This window comes from Actinomyces sp. W5033 (assembly GCF_051303165.1).
The window spans coordinates 13,168-37,865 of sequence record NZ_JBPPGD010000005.1 but is presented as its reverse complement, the minus strand read 5'-3'; the positions used below and the strand labels follow the sequence as shown (position 1 = coordinate 37,865).

Here is a 24,698-nt window from a genome sequence, read left to right as displayed (position 1 = left end):
ACACGTCGGCGGGTCCCGCCACCCGGTGGTGACAGGCCCCGCAGCCGTGCAGGCCAGACCTGTTCGAGGGCTCAGCCCTCGACCTTCTGGGCGGCGGCACCGCCGGCAGGGGCGAAGCCCGCGGCCTCAGCGTCCTCGGCGGAGGCGAACCACACCTCGGCGACGGTGGCGTCGTACCAGCGCGAGCCGGGGACGTGGTACTTCATCGAGTCCTCGTTGCCCTTGACCTGGTGGTCGGCGTCGGGGGCCTCGGTGGAGCCCTCCGCAAGGCGGACGGCGCCGGCGTACTCGACGGCGGCCTGCTCGGCCGGGGCCTGGGCGGCGCTGTCCACAGCCTTCTCGGCGGCGCGCTTGGCGGTGGCCACGGCGTCGGCCACGACCTCCTTCTTGGCGACCGGCTCGAGGACGAGGGAGATGACGGCCATGGGCGCGTTGTCACCCTTGCGAGGCGCGACCTTGACGATGCGGGTGTAACCGCCCTCGCGGCCCTCGAGCTTGGGGGCGATCTCCTCGAAGAGACGGTAGACGGCGAACTTGTCCGTCACCTTGCGCAGGACCGTGCGGCGGGCGTGCAGGTCGCCGCGCTTGCCCTTGGTGATGAGCTTCTCGGCGTAGGGGCGCAGGCGGCGGGCGCGGGCCTCCGTCGTCGTGATCGACTCGTGGATGAAGAGCTGCGTGGCGAGGTTGGCCAGCATGTGGCGCTCGTGCTGGGCGGAGCCGCCCAGGCGGGGACCCTTGGTGGGGCGAGGCATTGTTGTCTCCTAGGTGAATGGCGAGCGGGGAGGCGCGGCTCAGGCCTGCTCGTCGCTGAACGTGGGGTTGGTGTAGTCGTCGTCCGCGATGTAGTCGGCCGGGGAGCCCTTGAGGGACAGACCCAGCTCGGCCAGCTTCAGCTTGATCTCGGAGATCGACTTGGCACCGAAGTTGCGGATGTCGAGCAGGTCCGCCTCGCTGCGCGCGACGAGCTCGCCGACGGTGAGGATGCCCTCGCGCTTGAGCGCGTTGGACGAGCGGGCCTGCAGGTCGAGCTCGTCGATCATGAGGGCGAGGTCCTGCTGGAGGGCCTGGTCCATCGGCGAGGGGCCGACCTCGATGCCCTCGGCCTCGACGTTGAGCTCACGGGCCAGGCCGAAGAGCTCGACGAGCGTCTTGCCGGCGGAGGCGAGCGCGTCACGAGGGGTGATCGAGGCCTTGGTCTCGACGTCCACCACGAGGCGGTCGAAGTCCGTGCGCTGCTCGACACGGGTGGCCTCGACCGCGTAGGAGACCTTCTTGACCGGCGAGTAGATGGAGTCCACGGGGATGCGGGAGATCTCCGCGTTCGGGTCCTTGTTCTGCGCCGCGGAGACGTAGCCGCGCCCGCGCTCGACCGTCAGCTCGATCTCGAGCTTGCCCTTCTCGTTGAGGGTGGCGATGACGAGGTCGGGGTTGTGGATCTCCACGCCGGCGGGCGGGGTGACGTCACCGGCGGTGACGACGCCCGGGCCGGACTTGCGCAGGTACATGACGACCGGCTCGTCGTTCTCGCTCGAGAGCACGATCTCCTTGATATTGAGGATGATCTGGGCGACATCCTCCTTGATCCCGGCGATGGTGCGGAACTCGTGGGGGACCCCGTCGATGCGCACGCTGGTCACGGCGGCGCCCGGGATGGACGACAGCAGCGTGCGGCGCAGGGAGTTACCGAGGGTGTAGCCGAAGCCGGGCTCAAGAGGCTCCAGGACGAACCGCGAGCGGCGGTCCTCCTCGATGACCTCCTCGGAGAGGGTGGGTCGCTGTGCGATGAGCACGTGGTTTCCTTTCGTGGCGGCGCCCGCTATATGACGCCGATCCTGCGGGATGTGGACGGTGGTCTCCAGGAGCCGGCCCGTCCGTGCCCGCCTACCAGGGGCGGGTGTGAGGAGCCGACGGCGTCGCGGGCCCGGGGGCACGGACGCCGTCGGCCTCAGTCGTCTCAGACGTGGCGGCGCTTGGGCGGGCGGCAGCCGTTGTGGGCCTGGGGCGTGACGTCGGAGATGGAGCCGACCTCAAGGCCGGCGGCCTGGAGGGAGCGGATCGCGGTCTCGCGGCCCGGGCCGGGGCCCTTGACGAAGACGTCGATCTTCTTCATGCCGTGCTCCTGCGCGCGACGCGCGGCGGCCTCGGCGGCGAGCTGGGCGGCGTAGGGCGTTGACTTGCGCGAGCCCTTGAAGCCGACCTGGCCGGAGGAGGCCCAGGCGATGACGGCACCGTGCGGGTCCGTGAGGGACACGATGGTGTTGTTGAAGGTGGACTTGATGTAGGCGTGGCCGTGGGTGACGTTCTTGCGGTCCTTGCGACGCGTCTTGCGCACGGCGGTGCGGCTCTTGGGAGGCATGTTTCCTTCTTCGATCTAGGTCGTCGTTCCATGGCGGGCAGCCGTGCCCGCGCTCATGGACTGCTGCTTACTTGGCCTTCTTCTTACCGGCCACGGTGCGCTTGGGGCCCTTGCGGGTGCGCGCGTTGGTCTTGGTGCGCTGGCCGTGCACCGGCAGGTGACGGCGGTGGCGCAGGCCCTGGTAGCAGCCGATCTCGATCTTGCGGCGGATGTCAGCCTGGACCTCGCGGCGCAGGTCGCCCTCCACCTGGTAGCTCGCGTCGATGTGGTTGCGCAGCAGGACGAGCTCGTCCTCGGTGAGGTCCTTGACGCGGGTGTCGGGGTTGACGCCCGTCGCCGCGAGGGTCTCGTCCGCACGGGTGCGGCCGATCCCGAAGATGTACGTAAGGGCGACCTCAACCCGCTTCTCGCGAGGCAGGTCAACACCTGAAATACGTGCCACGGTGTGGTTCTCCTGTGTGCTCCCGGAGGTCGTCGCCCACCTCCCCCGCCGCGGTCGCGGCGGCCCCGGCCTCCAGGAACCGGGGGTTGCTCACCGTCGGCGAGCTGGGGTGGGTGCTTGTGGGTGGCCGCCCCGACGGCGGCCGTCAGCGCCTGGGCTCAGCCCTGGCGCTGCTTGTGCCGCGGGTTCTCGCAGATGACCATGACGCGGCCGTGGCGACGGATCACCTTGCAGCTGTCACAGATCTTCTTGACGCTCGGCTTGACCTTCATGATGTTCCTCCGTCATCCCCGTGCGGGGAGGACTGTCACTTGTACCGGTAGACGATGCGACCGCGCGTGAGGTCGTAGGGGCTCAGCTCCACGACCACGCGGTCCTCGGGGAGGATGCGGATGTAGTGCTGCCGCATCTTGCCGGAGATGTGCGCGAGCACGACGTGCCCGTTGCTCAGCTCCACCCGGAACATCGCGTTCGGAAGGGCCTCGACGACCGATCCCTCGACCTCGATGACGCCATCCTTCTTAGCCATGTTCCTCCGTCGGTGCTTGCTCGCTCAAGTTCCTCCGACGACGTCGCCGTCGGACGACGCGCCCTGTGCCCCTGCTCCCAGCAGGTGCCGTGTGCAGGACCGTAGGGCGCACCGGCCCTTAACAATACGGCAGGGCCACGGGGGCCACTACGCGAGATCCGGCACAGTGACGGTGTTTCCGGCCACAGGCCGGACCCGGCCGGCGTGCTCAGGCCCGGCCGGCGCGTCCGGCGCTGGAGCGTCGCGTCTCCTCCTGCTCGGCGACGAGCTGCCCCCACTGCGGGCCGGCCTGGCGCCACGGCACCTCGGGCAGGAGGACGAAGCAGGTCCCGGCGGCGCGCATACGCGCACCGTGGGCGGCGCAGCGGCCCAGGAAGTCCTCCATGGCCCGGGCGTGCTCCGCCTCGCCCACGGGCAGGCCCGGGCTCCAGCCCACCTCGGCCGTGCCGAGCAGGCGGGGCAGCAGCAGCATCTCGACGTCCTCCACGCCCCGGGCGGTCTCCGCCCACAGCGTCGCCTCGACGCCCTCGACGCAGGAGCGGCCCACGCCCTCGACGAGCGACGCCGGGTCCCAGTCGCGGGCGGCACGCAGGTCCAGCACCCCGGCCCAGTCCAGCCCCAGGGGGGCCTGCTCGTCCCAGGCCATGTCGAGGTAGGCGTGCGTGCACGGCGACATGATGAAGCGGGCCCCCTGCTCGGCTGCCCGGCGCTGGCCGGCGGCCGCCTCCTCTCCGCGCACGTCCCACAGCTGCAGCTGCATCGGCGTGGCGCCGCCCAGGGGGTCCTGGTCACCGCCCTGGGCGGACCACGCCTCGTTCCAGCCCACGGGCACGCGCCCGCGCTCGCGCACGACCTCGCAGGCCCAGCTCAGCAGCTCGGCGTAGGCGGAGCCCGGCCCCATGCCGTAGCGCTCGGCCATCGCCCAGGGCTCGTCGCCGCCCAGGTGCACGCGCCTGCCCTCGGGGTCGAGGTCCATCACCTGGGTGAGGACGTGGCGGATGAAGGCGCGCGTGGCCGGGGCGTGGGGGTCGAGGTAGGAGAAGCCGACGATGATGCTGCCGTCCGCCGGGGCGGTGGGCGCCTGGGGGACGCTCTCGTGGGAGCTGCCCGGGGTGCACAGGCCGGGCAGGGCGTGCAGGGCGGCGCCCACGTGGCCGGGCACGTCGATCTCGGGGATGAGCTCGACCCCCCGCGAGCGGCAGAAGGACACGATCCTGCGGTAGTCCTCCTGCGTGTACCAGCCCGGGCGCCCTGCCCGGCCGGACCAGGCGCTCTGGGTGACAGCCGTGCGCCCCGAGACCTGCGTGAGCAGGGTGTAGTCGTGGGGGTCGTGCGCGGCCCGGCCCTCGTTGGTGATCTCCAGGCGCCAGCCCTGGTCATCGACGAGGTGCAGGTGCAGGACGTTGATCTTCAGCAGGCTGACGGTCTCGACGACGCGCAGCAGCTCGTCCACGTCCAGGAAGCTGCGGGCGACGTCGATCATGACGCCGCGGTGCGCCCAGCACGGGGCGTCCTCGACCCGGGCGCCGGGCACCAGGGCGAGCTCCTCGGCGTCGGCGGGGCCCCACGCCGCCCCGCCTGGGTCCATGACGCGTGGCGGCAGCAGCTGCAGGAGCGTGCGCACGGCGTTGAGCAGGCCGACTCGGGTCTGGGCGCGCAGCACGACGCCCGTGGGCGCGCAGTCGAGCGTGTAGCCCTCCGGCCCGAGCCCCGCCTGAGCGTCGAGCAGGAGCACGAGCGCGCCGGCGGGTCCGCTGGGCTCGTGCGCCTGTGGCAGGGGCTCGACGCCGCCGCTCCAGCCCAGGCCGGTCCGCAGCCTCAGGGCCAGCATCCCGGCGGCCTCCTCGGCGCCCTCCTGGCACAGCAACGGCGTGCTCCGACGCAGCGTGAAGCCGGCGGGGCGCAGCTCGAGGCTGCGCGGGGCGGGCACGACCCTGACGGGTGGCACGAGGGGGGCGAGGGTGGTGTCCTCCATGGGGCGAAGCGTAGTGGCGCGCTGGAGGTGGCCGGCGCCGGGGCCAGCGCTGCTCAGCGCAGCGGCTTGGGCTCGATGCCGTAGGCGCTCAGGCCCTCGACACCGCCGTCGGGCGCGGTGAGGACCCACACGCCGCCGGGGACGACGGCCACCGTGTGCTCCCACTGCGCCGCCCTGGAGCCGTCCTCGGTGACAACCGTCCAGCCGTCGTCGAGCTCGCGCACCCTCGGCGAGCCGGCGGTGAGCATGGGCTCGATGGCCAGGACCATGCCCGCTCGCAGCCTGGGCCCCTTGCGCCTGACGGAGTAGTTGAGCACGTCGGGCGCCATGTGCATGGCCGTGCCGATGCCGTGGCCGACGTACTCCTCGAGGATGCCCAGGCGGTGTCCGTGCTCCTGGGCGGTGGCCTCCACGACCTCCTCGACGGCGTCACCGATGGCGTTGAGGCGGGTGCCGCGGCCGGTCGTGACGCCGGCTGCCGCGCGGGCGACGGCGGCGATCGCCGCCCACAGGGCGTTGCGGGTGGTGGTGTCCAGCACGCGGTCGCTGTCGGTGGCGTAGCGCCCGCCGACGACGGTGGTGAAGGCTGCGTCGCCGTGCCACTGGGTGCCGTCCTCGTCCAGGACGTAGGCGCCGCAGTCGAAGGTGATGAGGTCGCCCTCAGCGAGGACCCGCTCACCCGGGATCGCGTGGACCACCTCGTCGTTGACGCAGGTGCACACGGTGGCCGGGTAGCCGTAGTAGCCGAGGAAGTTCGAGTGAGCCCCGGCGCGGGAGATGACCTCGGCGCACACGGCGTCAAGCTCTGCGGTGGTGACGCCGGGTCGCACGGCCTCACGCAGGGCGGCGTGGACGTCGGCGACGACGAGCCCGGCGCGGCGCATGTGGCGCACCTGGTCCGGGGTCTTGATCTGGATCTGCTCGCGTCCGATCACGGTGGGGTCCTTCCAGCGGGTACGGCTGTCGCTGCCGGGCGTGAGGCGGACGGCGGGCCACCCGCAGGTGGGGGTGGCCCGCCGAGGTGGTGCCTCAGGCGCTCACGCCGGCCTTGGCGAGAGCGGTCATGATGCGGTCGGTGACCTCGTCGAGAGCGCCGATGCCGTCCACGCTCACGAGCAGCCCCTTGTCCGCGTAGATCGCGGCCAGCGGCTGGGTCTGCTCGGCGTAGACCTCGAGGCGGCGGCGGATGACCTCCTCGGTGTCGTCGGCACGGTTCTGCTCGGTGGCGCGCTTGAGCAGCCGGGCGACGACCACCTCGGAGTCGGCCGTGATCTCGAGGACGACGTCGAGGGCGAGGCCGTCGCTGGCGAGCATGTCCTCGAGCTCGTGGACCTGGGCCTCGGTGCGCGGGTAGCCGTCCAGGAGGAAGCCCTGGGCGGCGTCGTCCTGGCCGATGCGGTCCTTGACCATGGCGTTGGTGACTGAGTCGGGGACGTACTCGCCCTTGTCCATGTAGGACTTGGCGAGGGTGCCGAGCTCGGTGGCGCCGGCGACGTTGGCGCGGAAGATGTCACCGGTGGAGATGGCGGGAATGCCCAGGCGCTCGGCGATGCGGGCAGCCTGGGTGCCCTTGCCGGCCCCGGGGGGGCCGAGGAGGACCATACGTGCGCTCATGAGAGGAACCCTTCGTAGTGGCGCTGCTGGAGCTGGGAGTTGATCTCCTTGACCGTCTGGAGGCCGACCCCCACCATGATGAGGATCGTCGTGCCGCCGAACGGCAGGTTGTGGGACAGGCCGAGCCAGATGACCGCAGCGGTCGGAAGCAGGGCCAGGGCGAGCAGGTACACGGAGCCTGCGGTGGTCACCCGGTTGATGACGTGGGTGAGGTAGCGAACGGTGGGCTCCCCCGCCCGGATGCCGGGGATGAAGCCGCCGTACTTCCTCATGTTGTCGGCGATCTCCTCGGGGTTGAAGGTGATGGCCGTGTAGAAGAAGGCGAAGAAGAGGATGAGCAGGCCGTAGCCGACGAGGTAGACGGTGTCCGTCTGGGAGAAGTTGTCCATGACCCAGCGCACCCACCGCGACTGCTGGTTGCCGAACTGGGCGACGAGCTGGGGCATGGCCAGGATGGAGGAGGCGAAGATGACGGGGATGACGCCTGCGGTGTTGATCTTGATCGGGATGTAGGTGGTGGACCCGCCGTACTGGCGGCGCCCGACCATGCGCTTGGCGTACTGCACGGGGATGCGGCGCGAGGCCTGCTCGATGAAGACGACGGCGAGGGTGGCCAGGAGGATGACGGCCAGCACCGTGAGGAACTTGGCGACGCCGTTGTTCGTGCCGATGATCGACAAGAGGTTCTGCGGCATGCGGGCCACGATGGAGGTGAAGATGAGCAGGGACATGCCGTTGCCGATGCCGCGCTCGGTGATGAGCTCACCCAGCCACATGATCAGGCCCGTGCCCGCCGTCATCGTGAGAATCATGAGGGCGAGGTCGAGGGGCGAGTGGTTGGGGATCACCGAGACCGTGCACGTGGGGAACAGGGTGTTTGAGGCCGCCGTGGCCACGATTGTGGAGGACTGCAGGACTCCCAGGCCGATGGTGAGGTAGCGCGTGTACTGCGTGAGGGTGGCGTTGCCGGCCTGCCCCTCCTTGTGCAGCTCCTCGAAGCGCGGGATGACCACGCGCAGGAGCTGGATGATGATGGAGGCCGTGATGTAGGGCATGATGCCCAGCGCGAAGACACTCAGCTGGAGCAGCGCCCCTCCGGAGAAGACGTTGATAAGGCCCAGCAGGCCCGCATCCTGGCTCTGGCCGACGCACACCTGGACGTTGCCGATGTCCACACCTGGGGTCGGCAGCACGGAGCCGAGCCGGAACAGGGCCATGATGCCCAGGGTGAAGAGGAGCTTTCCCCTGAGGTCGGGCGTGCGGAACGCCTGCATGAACGCACTGAGCACTCGTACTCCTGTTGTCGCTGCTGGGCACGGGCCTGTCGCAGGGCCCGTGGCACGGCACACACGGGGCCGCGGTGAGGTCCGGTGCCTGGTTGGGCACCGTGCGTACCCTACCGCGCGCGGCCACGGCCCTGAACCTGGCGAGGGCGCCACGGCGGTGGGGATCGGTCACGTGGGGTGCCTGACGGCCGTAGGCCCTTGCCACCAGGCGGGCTGGTGGCAAGGGCCTACGGGGGATACGCGCTGGCGGTGTCTCAGCGGGTGCTGAGGGTGCCGCCGGCAGCCTCGATCTTCTCCTTGGCGGAGGCGGACCAGGCGTCCACGGTGAGCTCGAGCCTGACCGTGACGTCGCCGGTGCCCAGGACCTTGACGAGCTGGCCGCCGCGGACGGCGCCCTTGGCGACGAGGTCCTCGACCGTGACGGTGCCACCCTGCGGGAACAGCTCGGCGATGCGGCCGACGTTCACGGGCTGGAACTCCACACGGTTGGGGTTGCGGAAGCCACGGAGCTTGGGCAGGCGCATGTGCAGCGGCATCTGGCCGCCCTCGAAGCCGGCCTTGACCTGGTAGCGGGCCTTGGTGCCCTTGGTGCCGCGGCCGGCGGTCTTGCCCTTGGAGCCCTCACCGCGGCCGACGCGGGTCTTGGCCTTCTTCGAGCCAGGAGCCGGACGCAGGTGGTGCAGCTTGACGACCTGCACCTTCTCCTCGCTGTTCTTGGTGTCAGCCATCTTCTCAGGCCTCCTCAACGGTGACGAGGTGCGCCACCGTGGCGATCATGCCGCGCACAGTGGGGCTGTCCTCACGCACGACGGACTGGCGGATCTTGCGCAGGCCGAGGGAGCGCAGGGTCTCGCGCTGGCGGTGGGTGCCACCGATGCCGGAGCGGACCTGGGTCACCTTGAGCTGCTTGGTGGTGGTCTCAGCCATCACGCCTCAACTCCTTCAGCGGCCTTCTCGGCCTCCTTCTTCTCAGCCTCGGCGCGCCTGTCGGCCTCGCCCTCGGCGCGGGCGCGCAGCATGGACTGCGGCGCCACGGCCTCCAGGGGCAGGCCTCGGCGGGCGGCAACGCCCTCCGGCTGCTCGAGCTTCTTGAGCGCGTCCACCGTCGCGTGGACGATGTTGATCGCGTTCGAGGAGCCGAGGGACTTCGACAGGATGTCGTGGATGCCGGCGCAGTCCAGCACGGCGCGCACGGGGCCTCCAGCGATAACACCGGTACCGGGGGAGGCGGGGCGCAGGAGGACGACTCCGGCGGAGTCGTCGCCCTGGACCAGGTGCGGGATGGTGCGGCGGATCATCGGGACGTGGAAGAAGTTCTTCTTCGCGACCTCGACGGCCTTGGCGATGGCGGCGGGAACTTCCTTCGCCTTGCCGTAGCCGACGCCGACCGTGCCCTCGCCGTCACCGACGACGACGAGCGCCGTGAAGGTGAAGCGGCGGCCGCCCTTGACGACCTTGGACACGCGGTTGATGGTGACGACGCGCTCGATGTACCTGTCGTCATTGCCGCGGCCGTTGTTGCGGTCGCGGCGGTCGTTGTTGCGGTCACGACGCCCGCGGCCCTCGCCGCGGTTCTCGCCGTTGCGGGCCGAGCCGTCGGACGACGCGGACCTGTCTCGCTGCGGTGCAGCCATCAGATTCTCCTTAGCTTTCGTCCGGGTCAGAGCTTCAGGCCGCCCTCGCGGGCGCCCTCCGCAACGGCCGCGACACGGCCGTGGTACTTGTTGCCGCCGCGGTCGAAGACGACCGCCTCGATGCCCAGGGCCTTGGCGCGCTCGGCGACGAGCTCGCCGACCTTGCGGGCGGCGCCGACCTTGTGACCCTCGACGCCCTTGACGGCCTCCTCGAGGGTGCTGGCCGAGCACAGGGTGTGGCCGATGGTGTCGTCGATGACCTGCGCCACCATGTGGCGGTTGGAGCGGGTGACGACGAGGCGGGGGCGCTCGGGGGTGCCGTTGACGCGCTTGCGCACACGCTGGTGGCGGATCTTGCGGGCGATGGTCTTGGACTTGCCCCTCTTGATCGCGTAAGCCATGGTCACTTACCAGCCTTTCCGACCTTGCGGCGCACGTTCTCGCCGGCGTAGCGCACGCCCTTGCCCTTGTAGGGCTCCGGCGGACGGATCTTGCGGATGTTCGCGGCGACCTCGCCAACCTGCTCCTTCGAGATGCCAAAGACGGCGATCTTGAGGTTGCCGTTGACGGTGAGCGTGATGCCCTCGGGGGCCTCGACGACGACCGTGTGCGAGAAGCCGAGAGACAGCTCGATGCCGGTGCCCTTCTGGGCGGCGCGGTAACCGGTGCCGACGATCTCGAGGTTCTTGGTGTAGCCCTCGGTGACGCCGACGACCATGTTGGCGATGAGCGTGCGCGACAGCCCGTGCAGGGAGCGCGACTGGCGCTCGTCGTCGGGACGGGTGACGAGGATGGAGCCATCCTCCTGGCGGCTGACGCTCAGGGGCGCGGCGATGGTGCGCGTCAGGGTGCCCTTGGGGCCCGTGACGGTCACGTCGTTGCCGTCGATGATGACGTCCACTCCGGCGGGAACCGGAACGGGGAGACGTCCAATACGAGACATTGCTATTCCTCCGTTCCTGTGCTCACCAGACGTAGGCGAGGACTTCGCCGCCCACGCCCTTGGACTCTGCCTGCCGGTCGGTCAGAAGACCGGAGGAGGTGGACAGGATCGCCACCCCGAGGCCACCAAGGACCTTCGGCAGGTTGTTGGACTTGGCGTAGACGCGCAGGCCGGGCTTGGAGACGCGTTTGAGGCCCTGGATGGCCCTCTGGCGGTTGGCTCCGTACTTGAGGCTCAGCGTGAGCGTCTTGCCGACCTCGGCGTCGGTCACCTCGTACCCGGCGATGTAGCCCTCGGACTTGAGCATCGAAGCGATGTTGACCTTGAGCTTGCTCGACGGCATGGACACGGCGTCGTGGTAGGCGTTGTTGGCGTTGCGCAGACGGGTCAGCATGTCTGCGATCGGGTCTGTCATAGTCATGAGTGGGCCTCAGCCCTTCCTCGTCGTGGTTTCCTCGCGGACCTGCGACGTAAGTTCTTACCAGCTGGACTTGCTCACGCCCGGGAGCTGGCCGGTCAGGGCCATCTCACGCAGGCAGATACGGCACAGGCCGAACTTGCGGTACACGGAGTGCGGGCGGCCGCAGCGCTGGCAGCGCGTGTAGGCGCGGACGCCGAACTTCGGCTTGCGGTTCGCCTTCTCGATGAGAGCGGTCTTGGCCATGTCACTTCTCCTTGAAGGGGAAGCCGAGCTGCTTGAGCAGCGAGCGGGCCTCCTCGTCGGTCTTGGCGGTGGTCACCACGGTGATGTCCATGCCGCGCACGCGGTCGATGGAGTCGGCGTCGATCTCGTGGAACACGGACTGCTCGGTCAGACCGAAGGTGTAGTTGCCGTTGCCGTCGAACTGCTTGGGGCTCAGGCCGCGGAAGTCGCGGATGCGCGGCAGCGAGATCGAGATGAGGCGGTCGAGGAACTCCCACATGCGGTCGCCGCGCAGCGTCACGTGCGCGCCGATGGGCATGCCCTCACGCAGCTTGAACTGCGCGATGGACTTGCGGGCCTTGGTGACCTGCGGCTTCTGGCCGGTGATGGCGGCCAGGTCGCGCACGGCGCCCTCGATCATCTTGGAGTCGTGGGCCGCCTCGCCGACGCCCATGTTGACGACGACCTTGACGACGCGGGCGACCTCCATCACGTTGCCGTGCTGGAACTCGGTGCGCAGGGCGGGCTGCACCTGCTCGGTGTACTTCACCTTGAGGCGGGGGGTGGTGTTCTCAGACATGGTCACAGGTCCTCCCCGGACTTCTTCGCGTAGCGCACGCGAACGGTCCGCGCGGCGCCGTTGGGGCGGGTGCCCTCCTCGACGCGGAAGCCCACGCGGGTGCGCTTACCCTTGGCCTTGGCGTCGTAGATCATGACGTTGGACACGTGGATCGGGGCCTCGACGGTCTCGATGCCACCGGTGCGGGCGCCCTGAGCGGACTGGCCCACCTTGGTGTGCTTGGTGACGCGCTGGACGCCCTCGACGATGACGCGGTCCTGGGTGGGGCGGACCTCGAGGACGCGCCCGACCTTGCCCTTGTCCTTGCCGGCGATGACGATGACCTGGTCGCCCTTCTTGATGCGTGCCATGTTCAGATCACCTCCGGGGCGAGAGAGACGATGCGCATGAACTTCTTCTCGCGAAGCTCACGGCCCACGGGGCCGAAGATGCGCGTGCCGCGGGGCTCACCGTCGGCGTTCTTGAGGATGACGGCGGCGTTCTCGTCGAAGCGGATGTACGAGCCGTCCGGGCGGCGGCGCTCCTTGCGGGTGCGCACGACGACCGCCTTGACGACGTCGCCCTTCTTGACGTTGCCGCCGGGGATGGCGTCCTTGACGGTAGCGACGATCGTGTCGCCGATACCCGCATAGCGACGACCGGAGCCGCCGAGAACACGGATGCAAAGGATCTCCTTGGCACCGGTGTTGTCGGCGACCTTGAGTCGCGACTCCTGCTGGATCATTGAGTGTTCTCCTGTCGTCGAGCCGGTTCTCGCCGTCCCGGTGTGGGGCACGAGCCTGGCCGAACGTTCTTTCGGTCTTGCGTGCTCCTCCCCCGCCCGGGGGCGAGGGGGCCTTGGTACGCGGGTCCCACCAGACACAGGCGCAGGGAGCACGAGGTCTCTGGCGGGCGCACCTTCGGCGCACGCAACTCCCACAGCCTAGTCGAGGCCGTCAGGGCGCGGAACCTGGGGCGGTGGCCACCGCCTGTGCCCTTGCTCACCGGGCAGCCACGCTCCCGCGGCGGGCAGGTGCCAGGCCGCGGCGTCGCTGCGTCCACGACGCCGCCAGCACGACGACGCCGTCGCCGCCCACGGGGGACGGCGACGGCGTCGCGATGGCTGAGGTCAGCGGCAGGTCACTTGGCCCGCTCGGCGATCTCGACCAGGCGCCAGTGCTTGGTGGCGCTCAGCGGCCGGGTCTCCATGATGACGACGAGGTCACCGGGGTGCGCCTCGTTGTGCTCGTCGTGGACCTTGACCTTCTTCGAGCGACGGAGGACCTTGCCGTAGAGGGAGTGCTTGTAGCGCTCCTCGAGCTCGACGACGATGGTCTTGTCCATCTTGTCCGACACGACGTAGCCGCGACGGACCTTGCGCTGAGGACGCGCGTCCTCGACGACGGGGGTGGTGTTCTGCTCGCTCACTTGGACTCCTCCGTGCTCGGAGCGGTACGGATGCCGAGCTCACGCTCGCGCACGATGGTGTGGATGCGGGCGATGTCGCGGCGCACGGCCTTGAGACGGCCGTGGTCCTCGAGCTGGCCGGTCGCCGAGGCGAACCGGAGGCTGAAGAGCTCGGCCTTGGCCTTGGAGAGCTCCTCGGTCAGTCGCTCGTTATCCATGGCGTCGAGGTCGGTGGGGGTCAGCCCCTGGGAACCGATAGCCATCAGACGTCACCACCCTCACGTGTCACGAAACGGGTCTTCATCGGAAGCTTGTGCTGTGCGCGACGCATGGCCTCGCGGGCGAGGGCCTCGTCCACGCCGCCCAGCTCGAACAGGATGCGTCCGGGCTTGACGTTGGCGATCCACCACTCGGGAGCACCCTTACCGGAACCCATGCGGGTCTCGGCCGGCTTCTTGGTCAGCGGGCGGTCCGGGAAGATGTTGATCCACACCTTGCCGCCACGCTTGATGTGGCGGGTCATGGCGATACGGGCCGCCTCGATCTGGCGGTTGGTGATGTAGGCGGGCTCGAGGGCCTGGATGCCGTAGTCACCGAAGGCGACGCGGTTGCCGCCCTTGGACATGCCCGAGCGGTGCGGGCGGTGCTGCTTGCGGAACTTGGTCCGGCGAGGGATGAGCACGGCTCAGGCCTCCGTTCCCTGGTCTGCGGCAGCGTTCTCGGCGGCCGGCGCCTGCTCGGCCTGCTGCTCGTTGTGACGCGGGGCGCGCTCGCCTCGGCGCTCGCCACGGCCGCCGCGGCGGTCGTTGCGCCCGCCACGGCGCTGGCCGGCCTCGGCCTGCTGACGGGCGAACTCGCGCTCCGTCATGTCGCCCTTGTAGATCCAGACCTTGACGCCGAGACGTCCGAAGGTGGTCTTGGCCTCGTAGAAGCCGTAGTCGATGTTCGCGCGCAGGGTGTGCAGCGGCACACGGCCCTCACGGTAGAACTCGCTGCGGCTCATCTCGGCGCCGCCGAGGCGGCCGGAGCACTGGACACGGATGCCCTTGGCGCCGGCGCGCATGGCAGACTGCATGCCCTTGCGCATGGCACGGCGGAAGGAGACTCGGCTGGCGAGCTGCTCCGCGATGCCCTGGGCGACGAGCTGCGCGTCGAGGTCGGGGTTCTTGACCTCGAGGATGTTGAGCTGGACCTGCTTGCCGGTCAGCTTCTCGAGCTGGCCGCGCAGGCGCTCGGCCTCGGCGCCGCGGCGGCCGATGACGATGCCCGGGCGGGCGGTGTGCAGATCGACGCGCACGCGGTCACGCGTGCGCTCGATGTCCACCTTGGAGATGCCCGCGCGCTCCATGCCGTCGGCCATGAGGCGGCGGATCTTGACATCCTCCTCAACGAAGTCGCGGTAGCGCTGACCGGGCTTCGTGGAGTCGGCGAACCAGCGCGAGCGGTGGTCCGTCGTGATGCCCAGGCGGAACCCGGTCGGGTTGACCTTGTGCCCCATTACCGGGCTCCTTCCTTCTTCGCGGAGTCGGCCCTGTCGCCGACGATGACGGTGATGTGGCTGGTGCGCTTGAGGATCCGGCCGGCGCGCCCCTGGGCGCGGGGACGGAAACGCTTGAGGGTCGGGCCCTCGTCAGCGAACACCTCGGTGATGTACAGCGAGCTCTCGTCGAACCGCTCGCCGGCACGCTCGGCCTTGACCCGGGCGTTGGCGATGGCGGACTCGATGACCTTGCGCACCGGCACCGCAGCGGCCTGCGGGGCGAAACGGAGCACGTTGATGGCCTCGAGGGCGTTCTTGCCGCGGACGACGTCCACGACGCGACGGGCCTTCATCGGCGTGCAGCGCACGTACTTGGCCTGCGCCTTGGCTTCCATGTTCTCTGCCTCTCTGACTTCCGTCGGCGTCAGCGACGCGACTTGCGGTCGTCCTTGACGTGCCCGCGGAAGGTACGGGTCGGAGCGAACTCGCCGAGCTTGTGGCCCACCATGGACTCGGTGACGAAGACCGGGACGTGCTTGCGACCGTCGTGGACGGCGAAGGTGTGTCCGAGGAAGTCCGGCGTGATGACCGAACGACGGGACCAGGTCTTGATGACGTTCTTGGTGCCCTTCTCGTTCTGGGCGTCCACCTTCTTCATGAGGTGGTCGTCGACGAAGGGACCCTTCTTCAGGCTGCGCGGCATATCAGGCTCCTATCAGCGCTTCTTGCCGGTCCGACGACGACGCACGATGAGGCGGTCGCTGGACTTGTTGGGACGGCGGGTACGGCCCTCGGGCTTGCCCCACGGGGAGACAGGGTGACGGCCACCGGAGGTGCGGCCCTCACCACCACCGTGCGGGTGGTCAACCGGGTTCATGACGACACCGCGGACGGTCGGGCGCACGCCCTTCCAGCGCATGCGGCCGGCCTTGCCCCAGTTGATGTTGGACTGCTCGGCGTTGCCGACCTCACCGACCGTGGCGCGGCAGGCGGCCTCGACGTTGCGGATCTCGCCGGAGGGCATGCGCAGCTGCGCGTACTTGCCCTCCTTGGCGACGAGCTGCACCGAGGTGCCGGCGCTGCGGGCGATCTTGGCGCCGCCACCGGGGCGCAGCTCGACGGCGTGCACCACCGTGCCGGTGGGGATGTGGCGCAGCGGCAGGTTGTTGCCGGGCTTGATGTCGGCGTTCGGGCCGGCCTCGACGACGTCGCCCTGGGCGAGCTTGTTCGGGGCGATGATGTAGCGCTTCTCGCCGTCGGCGTAGTGCAGCAGGGCGATGCGGGCGGTGCGGTTGGGGTCGTACTCGATGTGAGCGACCTTGGCCGGCACGCCGTCCTTGTCGTGGCGGCGGAAGTCGATGACGCGGTAGGCGCGCTTGTGGCCGCCGCCCTTGTGGCGGGTGGTGACACGGCCACTGTTGTTGCGGCCGCCGGACTTGCTCAGCGGGCGCACGAGGGACTTCTCGGGCTCGCTGCGCGTGATCTCGACGAAGTCGGCCACGGAGGAGCCACGACGTCCCGGCGTCGTCGGCTTGTACTTACGGATTCCCATGTCGTTTCTTTACCTTCCGTGTCACTCAGCCACGTCGCCAAAGATGTCGATGGTCCCCTCACGCAGCGTGACGATCGCGCGCTTGGTGGCCTTCGTCCTGCCCAGGCCGGTGCGGGTCCGGCGGACCTTGCCCGGGCGGTTCTGGGTGTTCACGGACTCGACCTTGACGCCGAAGATGGACTCGACGGCCATCTTGATCTCGGTCTTGTTCGAGCCCGGCGCGACGAGGAACGTGTACTGGCCACGGTCCATGCAGGCGTAGGACTTCTCGGAGACGACCGGCGCGACGATGACGTCGCGGGGGTTCTTGCTCTTCTCGAGGCTCACTTGGACTCCTCCTCGCCCTTGCCGAGGAAGGTGTCCAGGGCGGCGGCAGTGAAGACGACGTCGTCGTTGACGAGAACGTCGTAGGTGTTGAGCTGGTCGGCCCAGGTCACGAGGACGTCGGGCAGGTTGCGCAGGCTCAGGACGGACAGGGTGTCCGTGCGCTCGACCACCACGAGGGCCTTGCGGTCCGTGAGGTTGCGCAGGCCGGACAGGGCGCCCTTGGTAGAGGGCGTCTCGGAGGCCAGGAACTCGGTGATGACGTGGAGGCGGCCGTTGCGGGCGCGGTCAGACAGGGCGCTGCGCAGGGCGGCGGCCTTCATCTTCTTGGGGGTGCGCTGGGAGTAGTCGCGCGGCTGCGGGCCGTGCACGACGCCACCGCCGACGAACTGCGGGGCGCGGGTCGAGCCCTGGCGGGCGCGGCCGGTTCCCTTCTGGCGGTAGGGCTTGCGGCCACCGCCGCGGACGGCACCGCGGTTCTTGGTGGCGTGGGTGCCCTGGCGGGCCGCGGCGAGCTGGGCCACGACCACCTGGTGCATGAGGGGGATGTTGAGCTCGACGTCGAAGACCTCGGCGGGCAGCTCGGCCGTGCCGGTCTTCTGACCCGTGGAGTCAACGATGTCAACGGAGAGAACGTCAGCCATGGTGTCAGGCTCCCTTCACCGCGGTGCGGACGACGACGACCGAGCCCTTGGGGCCGGGGATGGCGCCGTTGACGAGGATGACACCCTTGTCGGCGTCCACGCCGCGAACCTTGAGGTTCTGGACGGTGGTGGTCGCGTGGCCCATGCGGCCGGCCATGCGCAGACCCTTGAAGATGCGGCCCGGGGTGGCGCAGGCGCCGACGGAGCCGGGCTTGCGGTGGTTGCGGTGCGCACCGTGCGAGGCAGAGACGCCCTTGAAGCCGTGGCGCTTCATCACACCCGCGAAGCCCTTGCCCTTGGAGGTGCCCTGGACGTCCACGAGCTGGCCGACCTCGAAGACGTCGGCGGTGAGCTCCTGGCCCGGGGTGAACTCGCAGGCGAGGGAGGTGCGGATCTCGGCGACGTGGCGGCGCGGGGCGACACCGGCCTTGGCGAAGTGGCCCTGGAGGGGCTTGGTGACCTTGCGCTCGTCGATCTCACCGAAGGCGAGCTGGACGGCCTCGTAGCCGTCGGTCTCGACGTTGCGGACCTGGGTCACGACGTTGGTGTCGACGCGGACCACGGTGACGGGACGCATGATGCCGTTCTCGTCCCAGATCTGCGTCATGCCGAGCTTGGTGCCGAGCAGCGCCTTGGCAGGCGCGGCCGGAGCCGGCTGGTTAAGCGTAGTCATGGCTTCAGTCCTCAGAGCTTGATCTCGATGTTGACGTCCGCGGGCAGGTCGAGGCGCATAAGCGAGTCGACGGCCTTGGGGGTCGGGTCGATGATGTCGATCAGCCGCTTGTGCGTGCGCATCTCGAAGTGCTCACGGCTGTCCTTGTACTTGTGGGGCGACCGGATGACGCAGAACACGTTCTTCTCGGTCGGCAGCGGCACCGGGCCCACGACCGTCGCACCTGCGCGGGTCACGACGTCGACGATCTTGCGCGCCGAGCTGTCGATGACCTCGTGGTCGTAGGACTTGAGCCGGATGCGGATCTTCTGTCCCGCCATGGCGCCTAACCTCTCTTGCTTTCGGCGACCGGTCCACGCGCTCGGGCGTGTCGCTCACGCGACCTGCTCACACGCACTCACTGTTGAGGATGAGGGACCGGTCTGGACACACGGAAACCCGGTGGTCACCGGGTCCGTCAGACTGGTTCCCGGGGCTACCCCGGGAGGTGGCCGGAGCGCTGGCGCGCACCGGCTAGGCAACGCTATCAGCGCCGCCTCCGGTGCGGGAGGCCGAGTCGGCTTCTGCGCCTGTGAGACCGCCCACCCGGTCCACGCGCTCGGGCGTGTCGCCCGGTCCGGTGGCCGTCCGCCGCGCTGCGGTGCCTGGGCCACCCGGTCGCGGTGCCGGGCCGCGCTCGGCGGGGCCGCGCCCGGCCTGCCAGACGTACAGGGCCACGAGGCCCAGGCCGACGGCGAGCCACAGCAGCCACCAGGGACGTCCGGGCACGTCGGGTGCGGCGCCCGCCGTGGCCACGTCCTGCGCGGGCGTGGGCAGGACCCGCTCGCCGGTGACGAGGATGCGGTGGCTGTTGATCCCCAGCGGGGTGCAGGTGACGAGGGTGACGAGGTCCTTGCCCTCGACGGCCCGCAGGGCCTCGGTCTGCTCGGGCTCGACCACCTTGGTGCCGGTGACCCGGTAGGTGAGGACCTCGCCGAGGACCTCGAGGGTGAAGGTGTCGCCGGGCTCGACCTGGTCGAGGTGGGTGAACATGGTGGCGCTGGCCAGGCCGCGGTGGCCGGTGATGACGGCGCGGGTGCCCTCGCCGCCGACGGGCAGGGAGGTGCCCTCCAGGTGGCCGAGCCCCTGCAGGAGGGTGGCGTCGGTGGTGCCGTGGTAGACGGGCAGGTCGAGGTCGATGGAGGGGATCCGCAGGCGCGCCATGAGGCCGGAGCCGTTGACGTCGAGGAGGGCGTGGTAGCCGAGGCTCGTGGCGGTGCTGGTGCCGTTGCCGGTGGGGACGTGGGTGCCCGCCTCAAGCACGGCGCCGGAGGCGAGGGCGTCGTTGTAGGCGTGGGCCTGGGCGAGCTGGGTGGCGGCGTCGGGGCTGGCCTCAGTGACGGCCTGCGCGTAGCCGACGATGACCTGGGACTGGTTGTACTGGCTGAGCCAGGAGGCGGCCGCCGGGTAGGTGAGCAGGAGCATCCCGGTGGTGGCGAGCAGGGCGGGCAGGAGGGAGGCCAGGCTGGGGCGCCAGCGGTGGAGGTGGGCTCGCGCATGGTGTCGGGGGCGGGGTCGCACGCGGGGATCCTGTGGGGCTGAGGGCGCTGGGTGTCAGCGCGTGTCATGGTCTGGGCAGAGGTCGGCGGGGGAGGTGGTGACCTCCCCCGCCGACGTCCCGGTGTACCGGAAGGGTGGGTCGTCAGTCCTTGGGCTGACGGCGGTTGCGGACGACGAGCAGGGCGCCGCCCGCGACAAGGGCTGCGCCCCCGGCGAGCATGAGCACCTGGCCGGCGGCGCCGGTGACTGGCAGGGTCGGGACCTTGCGCTTGGTGTTGTCAACCTTGAGGGTGACAGTGAGGGCGCTCACGGTGTTCTGGGCGCCGGTGAACTCGAAGGTGCGCACCTGCTCGTCCAGGACGTAGCCGGCGGGCGCCGCGGTCTCGACGAGGGCGTACTTGCCGGGCACGCGCAGACCGTCGAGGCGAGCCCCGCTGCCATACTGCGTGGTCAGGGTGGCGATCGCCGCGCAGTCCTTGGTGGCGTCACCATTGGTGTTGTCACAGACCTTGAAGGTGGCGCCGTCCAGGGCGTCGCCCGTGTCCTTGTCCTCCTTCTTCACCTCCAGCCGGCCGAGGTAGCCCGTCGTGGTGGCGGTGCCGACCTCGTGCGTCGGGTCGTTGATGTAGGTCTTGACCTCGTTCTTGTAGGGACCGACCTGGCCGACCGTCGTGTACTGGGCGACCACGGTGGCGCCGGAGGGCAGCTTGCTCAGGTCCGTCACGGTGACCGTGAGGACCTTCGCCACTGCGTCAAGGGCGACGGTGTAGTCGGTGCCCTTGGCCAGGGTCGTGCCGTTCACGGTGAGGGTGAGGCTCGCGACAGTGCCGGTCTTGTCCTCGCCGGCCTTGCTCAGGTCGTCCTTGAGGACGAAGCTCGTCAGCGGTGCGGTGGCGTCGTAGGTGGGGACCGCCTGCGTCACGGTCCAGGTGAGGACGCCGCCGGTGGCCTGCGGCGTGTCCACGGTCTTGACCGGCCGTGTGGAGACGACGTTCTTGGGGTAGACGTCGGCGGCGTGGCCCCACACGACCTTGCCGTCGGGGTCCTTGTCCTTGATGGGCAGGACGACGAAGAAGGGCTTCGCCTTGGCCACGATGTGGTTGTCGCCGGTGTCAGCGCCCTCGGTGACGACGTACAGACCCGGGTGCAGGCCGCCGAAGGCGGCGAGGCCGTTGGTGTCCGTCACCTTAGTGACTGCCGTCGCAAGGTCGTGCGCCGTTCCGTTGATGGTCACCTGACTGGGGGTGGTGGCGTTGTCGAGCTGCGGCTCGACGGGGGCAGCGCCGGAGACGGCCTCCACCACGTCCCAGCCCGCGTTGCCGTTGACGAGGTCAACATCCGTCACGCGGTACAGGTTGAAGGGGACGCCCTTCAGCGGCACGGCCCCCGCGGGCACGGTCTGCGCGGTGCCGTCTCCAGGCGTGAGCGCGCCCCCGGGGTTGGAGTACTTGTGGACGTTGATCACACCGTCATGGAAGTCGTCGATGTTGCCTGTGGGACCGCCGGTGATCGCCCCTGCTGGGGCGCCGAGCCCGAGGACTCCGAGCGCGAGCGCGCCCGCCACGAGGGCAAGGCGGCCCACGAGGGTCCGTGTGCTGGTCGTCATATCGGGATTCCTCTCATATGCGTCGCCCCTGAGGGCGTCGTGATGGAACAGGGTGGGGATGGCACTGGTGAGACGGGCCGCTGGGCCGTGGCCCGGTCCCGCGGCGGCCGGTCACTGAGACGTCATCTGCTGGTGGCGCCTCCTCATGACCTCGGCTGCGAGGGCCGCGACGGCCAGGAGGCCGCCGCCCACGAGCAGCATGTCGGTGCCGAGCCCACCGGTCAGGGGCAGGGACGGGACAGGTCGCTTCGTGTTCGTCACCGTCTGAGGCAGGCCCGTGATGGTGCCGTCCTCGGCCACGGTGAAGGTGATGGGGGCTGCGCGCGTGTAGCCGGCCGGGGCCTTGGTCTCGGTGAGGGTGTAGGTGCCCATGGGCAGGCCCTCCACGCGCGCCTGGCCGTCGGTGGAGGCGGGCACGTTGACGGTGGCGCCAGACATGCCGTCCCGGCTGATCTGCCACTCGGCGCCGGCGAGGGCCGCTCCCCCCTCATCGACCTTCGTCCAGCTGATGGGGAAGGCCGCCAGCGTGTTCGTCACCTCGCAGTGGACCGAGCGCCCTCGCGGCACCGTGACCTTGCCATTGACCACGGGGACCGTGCCTCTGGCGTTGTTGGTGTAGGCGCACTGCCACGTCCCCGCCCGGTACGCCTCGGCCGGCAGGGCGAGCGCCGCCCCGGCCGACTCGCTGAGGGTGTACTCCCCCGCCGGGACCTCGGTCGCGGCAACCGCCCCCGCGCCGCTCAGGGTGGTCGAGCCGCTCACCGCGCTGAGCGTCCAGTCCTGGGCGGTGGCCTGGGTGGCCCAGTCATAGGTGGAGGCGCTGTTGTCCACCTTCTTGTCGAGGCTGAGCGTCTGGGTGCAGGTGACGGTGTTGGTGAGCGTGTAGCTGTTGGACGCGGCCGTCAGTGTCACGCTCGCCTTCGGCGTGGTGGGGTCGAGGGTGACGGGCTGGCCAAGGCCCGTGCCGGTGAGCGTCGAGCCCGTGACCCGGCAGCCGGGCATGTCGGTGATCGTCGTCGTCTCACCGATGGTGAGCGTGTCCTGCACGTGGTGGCCTGTGACAGCCTCATCCCAGGTGGCCGCGGCGCTGTTGATCATCAGGTCGGCGGACATGCCGAGCCCGCCCGGGGCACCGCCCTCGTACGTCTGACCGTCCACCTTCCACACCTTGCTCACCGTCACCGTGGCCTCGGGCGCCGGCTCGCGGTTGATGACATAGCAGGAGACCCGGTTCTGGGCGGAGACGGGGATCGTGAAGCCACCACCCGAGGTGTTGGTCACCGTGAGGGCCTCCTGCGTGCCGTCGTCGGACACGCGGTAGCAGGCTGCGTTGGCATCGCCTTGCTGGACGAGGGTGTAGCCCGGCTTCTGGGTCTCGGTGATCGTCATCGTCCCGGTGGCGCTGGCCGAGGGCAGGTCGAAGGCGAACTCGGTGGCCCCGGTGCCGGCCTGCGTCCCCTGGCCGGTGGTACCCGTGAGGGTGGTGGCCCCACCCGCGAAGGTCACACTCCCCGCTGCCTCGGCCGTGAAGGTCCAGCCGTCCGCCGCAGTCGGGGTCGTGGACCCGTCGTAGGGCACGGTCTGCTTGATGACTGTCACCGTCTGGTGGCAGGCGCCCGAGGCGAGGTTCGTCAGCCGTGTCGCCGCGGCGGCGTAGTCGGTGGTCTGGAAGTAGTCCGATCCTGGGGTCTGGCCGGAGACCGCCCGGAGGTTGGCAGCCGCGCCGGTGCCGCTGACGCCGCTGCCGACGCCGAATGCGATGAGCGTCGTGCCCTGCGTCTTGAGCGTGTTGGCAGAGGCGATGGCCTCCTCCATGACCGCGAAGGTGGTGGCGTCGCCCGGGCCCGACGGGGTGGCGCCACTCGAGGACCGGGGGCCGTAGAAGGTGGGGCTGCCGTCGGTCAGGAGCATGACGACGTCGTAGCCCTCGCCTTGCAGCTGCCACAGGCCCTGCTCCCAGTTCGTGCCCTCATTATCCAGGTGCCGCCAGGCCGCGATCGAGCTCTTGACGGTCTGGGCGCCGGCCTCGGTGGAGACGGAGGTCGCCGCCAGGCTCGTCACGCCGGTGGCGGGTGCCACGGTGCCGAAGGTGTAGACCCCGATGGAGGAGGGCGTGCCCTTGAGCGCGTCCACGAAGCCGTTGGCAGCGGCCTGGGCCTGTGTGACGTCAGCGGCCGTCACCGAGCTCGACAGGTCCATGAGGAGGGCAACCTTGATCCCGCACTTCTGCGGCATGGACGGGTTGACCACGGAGGCCTGCCAGCCTCCCGTCGTCCACTCCAGGCCGCTGCCGAAGAACCCGAGGTCGGCGTCGCTCGTGTAGGTGTGACCGCCGTGCAGCTTGGGAGAGACCATACTGTAGGTGCTGAGCGTCGCGCTGGAGCCAGAGTCGAGCAGCCCCAGCTCGGTGTTGGCGTACCAGCCCGCGGGGACGTCGCCCGCGGTGTAGGTGATGGTGAGGCGTTTGTTCCTGTTGCCCTGGAACAGGGCGGTCTTGTCCACGGTGAAGGAGCACAGGCCCTCGGCGTCCGAGGTGCAGGTCATGGTGGTGGAGGAGGACGAGAGACTGCCCGTCAGCCGGACGCCGGCCAGCGGCTGCTTCTTGCGGTCCGCGCCCCTCGTGCCGACGACGCGCACGACGACGACCGACGTCGACGAGGTAGGCTCCGGGGCCGCCCGCAGCGCCGACACCGTCTCCACCCCGTCCTCGCCAGTCGCCTCTGCCCCGTCACCGGGCTCGGCAGCCTCACCGGGCTCGGCCGCGTCAAGCGTCTCGGCAGCGTCCGTGGACGGCTCCACTGAGGTGGCGGCGTCATCCTCGGCCGGGAGCGCCTCCTCGCCGTCACCGGCTGACGCCGGCTCTGTCAGCGCGGCGCCGGCCTCGGGAGCCGCCGCCCCGCCGCCCGCCGTGGCGGCGTCGTCGGCCGCGGGCGCGGACACGTCGTCCCAGGTGCCAGCCTCGGCCGCGGCGTCAGTGCCGACGGGATCGGCGGCGAAGGGCGCTGCGGCCAGGGCGAAGCCACCGGTGCCCAAGGTCATGAGCAGGGCGAGTGAGGCCGCGAGCCCGTGAACGGCCCTGCCGGCGCGCGGGCGGCGCTCAGCCGCGTGGCGCCTGCGGCCCGACACCTCTCGGCAGGCAGACATCATGAGGGACGGGCGTCTCATGGGAGACCTCCAGGGAACACGGTGCTCAGGGCGGGGACGGCGCATGACCTCGCCAGTGTCACACGTCTTCTGACATGGCACAGACCAAAACTATGACACGATTTGATAACACCAATGTCTGAGGTGACCCTTATCTCATGGGGCTGTGTACCCTCGCCACACCGGGCACCCTCGCCACACCGGGCACCCTCGCCACACCGGGCACCCTCGCCACACCGGGCACCCTCGCCACACCGGCCCGCGGCACGGCCGGTCCCACACGTGCCTGGTGGGGGGGAAAGGGACGGGCACCCGGAGCGCAAACAAGAGGGGGAAACCAACAAACCC

34 protein-coding genes are annotated in these 24,698 nt (G+C 69.9%); all 34 read right to left on the bottom strand.

Going from position 1 to position 24,698, the window contains the following annotated elements; all coding sequences use genetic code 11:
* Positions 1–71: 71 nt before the first annotated feature.
* The gene (gene rplQ, locus ACSJJR_RS04545; RefSeq protein ID WP_435942299.1) at positions 72–752 is read right to left on the bottom strand and encodes a 50S ribosomal protein L17, sunset domain variant; all 681 of its coding nucleotides are present in this window, start codon (positions 750–752) and stop codon (positions 72–74) included.
* A 39-nt stretch (positions 753–791) separates the two neighbouring features.
* Positions 792–1,790, bottom strand: a complete 999-nt coding sequence (locus tag ACSJJR_RS04540) for a DNA-directed RNA polymerase subunit alpha (RefSeq protein ID WP_435942298.1) — start codon at positions 1,788–1,790, stop codon at positions 792–794.
* Positions 1,791–1,954: 164 nt separating this feature from the next.
* Positions 1,955–2,356, bottom strand: coding sequence for a 30S ribosomal protein S11 (gene rpsK, locus ACSJJR_RS04535; protein ID WP_166856038.1), 402 nt, complete (start codon positions 2,354–2,356; stop codon positions 1,955–1,957).
* A 67-nt stretch (positions 2,357–2,423) separates the two neighbouring features.
* Entirely contained in the window at positions 2,424–2,798 is a 375-nt protein-coding gene (gene rpsM, locus ACSJJR_RS04530) for a 30S ribosomal protein S13 (RefSeq protein WP_435942297.1), read from the bottom strand.
* A 158-nt stretch (positions 2,799–2,956) separates the two neighbouring features.
* Positions 2,957–3,070, bottom strand: coding sequence for a 50S ribosomal protein L36 (gene rpmJ, locus ACSJJR_RS04525; protein ID WP_003781903.1), 114 nt, complete (start codon positions 3,068–3,070; stop codon positions 2,957–2,959).
* Between the two features lie 35 nt (positions 3,071–3,105).
* The gene (infA, locus tag ACSJJR_RS04520; RefSeq protein ID WP_111835832.1) at positions 3,106–3,327 is read right to left on the bottom strand and encodes a translation initiation factor IF-1; all 222 of its coding nucleotides are present in this window, start codon (positions 3,325–3,327) and stop codon (positions 3,106–3,108) included.
* Between the two features lie 208 nt (positions 3,328–3,535).
* Positions 3,536–5,302, bottom strand: a complete 1,767-nt coding sequence (locus tag ACSJJR_RS04515) for a family 20 glycosylhydrolase (protein ID WP_435942296.1) — start codon at positions 5,300–5,302, stop codon at positions 3,536–3,538.
* Between the two features lie 53 nt (positions 5,303–5,355).
* On the bottom strand, positions 5,356–6,237 hold the full coding sequence (map, locus tag ACSJJR_RS04510) for a type I methionyl aminopeptidase (protein WP_435942295.1): 882 nt from the start codon (positions 6,235–6,237) through the stop codon (positions 5,356–5,358).
* Positions 6,238–6,331: 94 nt separating this feature from the next.
* Complete coding sequence (locus ACSJJR_RS04505; protein ID WP_435942294.1) at positions 6,332–6,916, bottom strand: adenylate kinase; 585 nt, start codon at positions 6,914–6,916, stop codon at positions 6,332–6,334.
* A complete protein-coding gene (gene secY, locus ACSJJR_RS04500) occupies positions 6,913–8,205 on the bottom strand; it encodes a preprotein translocase subunit SecY (RefSeq protein ID WP_435942293.1) in 1,293 nt (430 codons plus the stop codon). The genes ACSJJR_RS04505 and secY overlap by 4 nt, the downstream gene beginning before the upstream one ends.
* Positions 8,206–8,456: 251 nt before the next feature.
* The gene (rplO, locus tag ACSJJR_RS04495) at positions 8,457–8,930 is read right to left on the bottom strand and encodes a 50S ribosomal protein L15 (protein ID WP_435942292.1); all 474 of its coding nucleotides are present in this window, start codon (positions 8,928–8,930) and stop codon (positions 8,457–8,459) included.
* A gap of 4 nt (positions 8,931–8,934) precedes the next feature.
* Entirely contained in the window at positions 8,935–9,129 is a 195-nt protein-coding gene (rpmD, locus tag ACSJJR_RS04490; protein WP_435942291.1) for a 50S ribosomal protein L30, read from the bottom strand.
* Positions 9,129–9,836 (bottom strand): 30S ribosomal protein S5, encoded by a 708-nt coding sequence (rpsE, locus tag ACSJJR_RS04485; RefSeq protein ID WP_435942290.1) that lies wholly within the window; start codon positions 9,834–9,836, stop codon positions 9,129–9,131. Before rpsE ends, rpmD begins: the two co-directional genes overlap by 1 nt.
* 26 nt (positions 9,837–9,862) lie before the next feature.
* A complete protein-coding gene (rplR, locus tag ACSJJR_RS04480) occupies positions 9,863–10,237 on the bottom strand; it encodes a 50S ribosomal protein L18 (RefSeq protein ID WP_435942289.1) in 375 nt (124 codons plus the stop codon).
* A 2-nt stretch (positions 10,238–10,239) separates the two neighbouring features.
* Complete coding sequence (rplF, locus tag ACSJJR_RS04475; protein WP_435942288.1) at positions 10,240–10,779, bottom strand: 50S ribosomal protein L6; 540 nt, start codon at positions 10,777–10,779, stop codon at positions 10,240–10,242.
* Between the two features lie 22 nt (positions 10,780–10,801).
* Positions 10,802–11,200 (bottom strand): 30S ribosomal protein S8, encoded by a 399-nt coding sequence (gene rpsH / locus ACSJJR_RS04470; RefSeq protein WP_435942287.1) that lies wholly within the window; start codon positions 11,198–11,200, stop codon positions 10,802–10,804.
* 57 nt (positions 11,201–11,257) lie between these two features.
* A complete protein-coding gene (locus ACSJJR_RS04465) occupies positions 11,258–11,443 on the bottom strand; it encodes a type Z 30S ribosomal protein S14 (RefSeq protein ID WP_166856061.1) in 186 nt (61 codons plus the stop codon).
* Between the two features lies 1 nt (position 11,444).
* Positions 11,445–12,002, bottom strand: coding sequence for a 50S ribosomal protein L5 (rplE, locus tag ACSJJR_RS04460; protein ID WP_435942286.1), 558 nt, complete (start codon positions 12,000–12,002; stop codon positions 11,445–11,447).
* Between the two features lie 2 nt (positions 12,003–12,004).
* Positions 12,005–12,352 carry a 50S ribosomal protein L24 gene (gene rplX / locus ACSJJR_RS04455; RefSeq protein ID WP_435942285.1) on the bottom strand — a complete coding sequence of 116 codons (348 nt, stop codon included), beginning with the start codon at positions 12,350–12,352 and terminating at the stop codon, positions 12,005–12,007.
* Between the two features lie 2 nt (positions 12,353–12,354).
* Positions 12,355–12,726, bottom strand: coding sequence for a 50S ribosomal protein L14 (gene rplN / locus ACSJJR_RS04450; RefSeq protein WP_249367396.1), 372 nt, complete (start codon positions 12,724–12,726; stop codon positions 12,355–12,357).
* 395 nt (positions 12,727–13,121) lie between these two features.
* The gene (rpsQ, locus tag ACSJJR_RS04445) at positions 13,122–13,409 is read right to left on the bottom strand and encodes a 30S ribosomal protein S17 (RefSeq protein WP_435942284.1); all 288 of its coding nucleotides are present in this window, start codon (positions 13,407–13,409) and stop codon (positions 13,122–13,124) included.
* The gene (gene rpmC, locus ACSJJR_RS04440; protein ID WP_435942283.1) at positions 13,406–13,651 is read right to left on the bottom strand and encodes a 50S ribosomal protein L29; all 246 of its coding nucleotides are present in this window, start codon (positions 13,649–13,651) and stop codon (positions 13,406–13,408) included. The genes rpsQ and rpmC overlap by 4 nt, the downstream gene beginning before the upstream one ends.
* Positions 13,651–14,070 (bottom strand): 50S ribosomal protein L16, encoded by a 420-nt coding sequence (gene rplP, locus ACSJJR_RS04435; protein WP_435942282.1) that lies wholly within the window; start codon positions 14,068–14,070, stop codon positions 13,651–13,653. Before rplP ends, rpmC begins: the two co-directional genes overlap by 1 nt.
* A 3-nt stretch (positions 14,071–14,073) precedes the next feature.
* Positions 14,074–14,886, bottom strand: a complete 813-nt coding sequence (rpsC, locus tag ACSJJR_RS04430; protein WP_435942281.1) for a 30S ribosomal protein S3 — start codon at positions 14,884–14,886, stop codon at positions 14,074–14,076.
* Positions 14,886–15,263: a 50S ribosomal protein L22 gene (gene rplV / locus ACSJJR_RS04425; RefSeq protein WP_435942280.1), complete on the bottom strand. Its 378-nt coding sequence runs from the start codon at positions 15,261–15,263 to the stop codon at positions 14,886–14,888. The genes rpsC and rplV overlap by 1 nt, the downstream gene beginning before the upstream one ends.
* Positions 15,264–15,292: 29 nt before the next feature.
* A complete protein-coding gene (gene rpsS, locus ACSJJR_RS04420) occupies positions 15,293–15,571 on the bottom strand; it encodes a 30S ribosomal protein S19 (RefSeq protein WP_006548387.1) in 279 nt (92 codons plus the stop codon).
* Positions 15,572–15,583: 12 nt separating this feature from the next.
* Positions 15,584–16,420, bottom strand: coding sequence for a 50S ribosomal protein L2 (gene rplB / locus ACSJJR_RS04415; protein ID WP_249367400.1), 837 nt, complete (start codon positions 16,418–16,420; stop codon positions 15,584–15,586).
* Positions 16,421–16,441: 21 nt separating this feature from the next.
* Entirely contained in the window at positions 16,442–16,747 is a 306-nt protein-coding gene (gene rplW / locus ACSJJR_RS04410; protein WP_435942279.1) for a 50S ribosomal protein L23, read from the bottom strand.
* Positions 16,744–17,388, bottom strand: a complete 645-nt coding sequence (gene rplD / locus ACSJJR_RS04405) for a 50S ribosomal protein L4 (protein ID WP_435942278.1) — start codon at positions 17,386–17,388, stop codon at positions 16,744–16,746. The genes rplW and rplD overlap by 4 nt, the downstream gene beginning before the upstream one ends.
* A gap of 4 nt (positions 17,389–17,392) precedes the next feature.
* On the bottom strand, positions 17,393–18,061 hold the full coding sequence (gene rplC, locus ACSJJR_RS04400; RefSeq protein WP_435942277.1) for a 50S ribosomal protein L3: 669 nt from the start codon (positions 18,059–18,061) through the stop codon (positions 17,393–17,395).
* 11 nt (positions 18,062–18,072) lie between these two features.
* Positions 18,073–18,381, bottom strand: a complete 309-nt coding sequence (gene rpsJ / locus ACSJJR_RS04395; RefSeq protein ID WP_005987219.1) for a 30S ribosomal protein S10 — start codon at positions 18,379–18,381, stop codon at positions 18,073–18,075.
* 193 nt (positions 18,382–18,574) lie between these two features.
* Positions 18,575–19,621 (bottom strand): class C sortase, encoded by a 1,047-nt coding sequence (locus ACSJJR_RS04390; protein WP_435942276.1) that lies wholly within the window; start codon positions 19,619–19,621, stop codon positions 18,575–18,577.
* 121 nt (positions 19,622–19,742) lie between these two features.
* Positions 19,743–21,206, bottom strand: coding sequence for a SpaH/EbpB family LPXTG-anchored major pilin (locus tag ACSJJR_RS04385; RefSeq protein WP_435942275.1), 1,464 nt, complete (start codon positions 21,204–21,206; stop codon positions 19,743–19,745).
* A gap of 111 nt (positions 21,207–21,317) precedes the next feature.
* Entirely contained in the window at positions 21,318–24,371 is a 3,054-nt protein-coding gene (locus ACSJJR_RS04380) for a SpaA isopeptide-forming pilin-related protein (RefSeq protein ID WP_435942274.1), read from the bottom strand.
* Positions 24,372–24,698: the final 327 nt, after the last annotated feature.

Bases quoted from the DNA above. Each gene is read 5' to 3' on its own strand.
- rplQ (WP_435942299.1), bottom strand. From the start codon at position 752: ATGCCTCGCCCCACCAAGGGTCCCCGCCTGGGCGGCTCCGCCCAGCAC.
- rpsK (WP_166856038.1), bottom strand. From the start codon at position 2,356: ATGCCTCCCAAGAGCCGCACCGCCGTGCGCAAGACGCGTCGCAAGGAC.
- rpmJ (WP_003781903.1), bottom strand. From the start codon at position 3,070: ATGAAGGTCAAGCCGAGCGTCAAGAAGATCTGTGACAGCTGCAAGGTG.
- infA (WP_111835832.1), bottom strand. From the start codon at position 3,327: ATGGCTAAGAAGGATGGCGTCATCGAGGTCGAGGGATCGGTCGTCGAG.
- ACSJJR_RS04515 (WP_435942296.1), bottom strand. From the start codon at position 5,302: ATGGAGGACACCACCCTCGCCCCCCTCGTGCCACCCGTCAGGGTCGTG.
- ACSJJR_RS04505 (WP_435942294.1), bottom strand. From the start codon at position 6,916: ATGAGCGCACGTATGGTCCTCCTCGGCCCCCCCGGGGCCGGCAAGGGC.
- rplO (WP_435942292.1), bottom strand. From the start codon at position 8,930: ATGGCTGACACCAAGAACAGCGAGGAGAAGGTGCAGGTCGTCAAGCTG.
- rpmD (WP_435942291.1), bottom strand. From the start codon at position 9,129: ATGGCTGAGACCACCACCAAGCAGCTCAAGGTGACCCAGGTCCGCTCC.
- rpsE (WP_435942290.1), bottom strand. From the start codon at position 9,836: ATGGCTGCACCGCAGCGAGACAGGTCCGCGTCGTCCGACGGCTCGGCC.
- rplR (WP_435942289.1), bottom strand. From the start codon at position 10,237: ATGGCTTACGCGATCAAGAGGGGCAAGTCCAAGACCATCGCCCGCAAG.
- rplF (WP_435942288.1), bottom strand. From the start codon at position 10,779: ATGTCTCGTATTGGACGTCTCCCCGTTCCGGTTCCCGCCGGAGTGGAC.
- rpsH (WP_435942287.1), bottom strand. From the start codon at position 11,200: ATGACTATGACAGACCCGATCGCAGACATGCTGACCCGTCTGCGCAAC.
- ACSJJR_RS04465 (WP_166856061.1), bottom strand. From the start codon at position 11,443: ATGGCCAAGACCGCTCTCATCGAGAAGGCGAACCGCAAGCCGAAGTTC.
- rplE (WP_435942286.1), bottom strand. From the start codon at position 12,002: ATGTCTGAGAACACCACCCCCCGCCTCAAGGTGAAGTACACCGAGCAG.
- rplX (WP_435942285.1), bottom strand. From the start codon at position 12,352: ATGGCACGCATCAAGAAGGGCGACCAGGTCATCGTCATCGCCGGCAAG.
- rplN (WP_249367396.1), bottom strand. From the start codon at position 12,726: ATGATCCAGCAGGAGTCGCGACTCAAGGTCGCCGACAACACCGGTGCC.
- rpmC (WP_435942283.1), bottom strand. From the start codon at position 13,651: ATGGCTATCGGTTCCCAGGGGCTGACCCCCACCGACCTCGACGCCATG.
- rpsC (WP_435942281.1), bottom strand. From the start codon at position 14,886: ATGGGGCACAAGGTCAACCCGACCGGGTTCCGCCTGGGCATCACGACG.
- rplV (WP_435942280.1), bottom strand. From the start codon at position 15,263: ATGGAAGCCAAGGCGCAGGCCAAGTACGTGCGCTGCACGCCGATGAAG.
- rpsS (WP_006548387.1), bottom strand. From the start codon at position 15,571: ATGCCGCGCAGCCTGAAGAAGGGTCCCTTCGTCGACGACCACCTCATG.
- rplB (WP_249367400.1), bottom strand. From the start codon at position 16,420: ATGGGAATCCGTAAGTACAAGCCGACGACGCCGGGACGTCGTGGCTCC.
- rplD (WP_435942278.1), bottom strand. From the start codon at position 17,388: ATGGCTGACGTTCTCTCCGTTGACATCGTTGACTCCACGGGTCAGAAG.
- rplC (WP_435942277.1), bottom strand. From the start codon at position 18,061: ATGACTACGCTTAACCAGCCGGCTCCGGCCGCGCCTGCCAAGGCGCTG.
- rpsJ (WP_005987219.1), bottom strand. From the start codon at position 18,381: ATGGCGGGACAGAAGATCCGCATCCGGCTCAAGTCCTACGACCACGAG.
- ACSJJR_RS04385 (WP_435942275.1), bottom strand. From the start codon at position 21,206: ATGACGACCAGCACACGGACCCTCGTGGGCCGCCTTGCCCTCGTGGCG.
- ACSJJR_RS04380 (WP_435942274.1), bottom strand. From the start codon at position 24,371: ATGAGACGCCCGTCCCTCATGATGTCTGCCTGCCGAGAGGTGTCGGGC.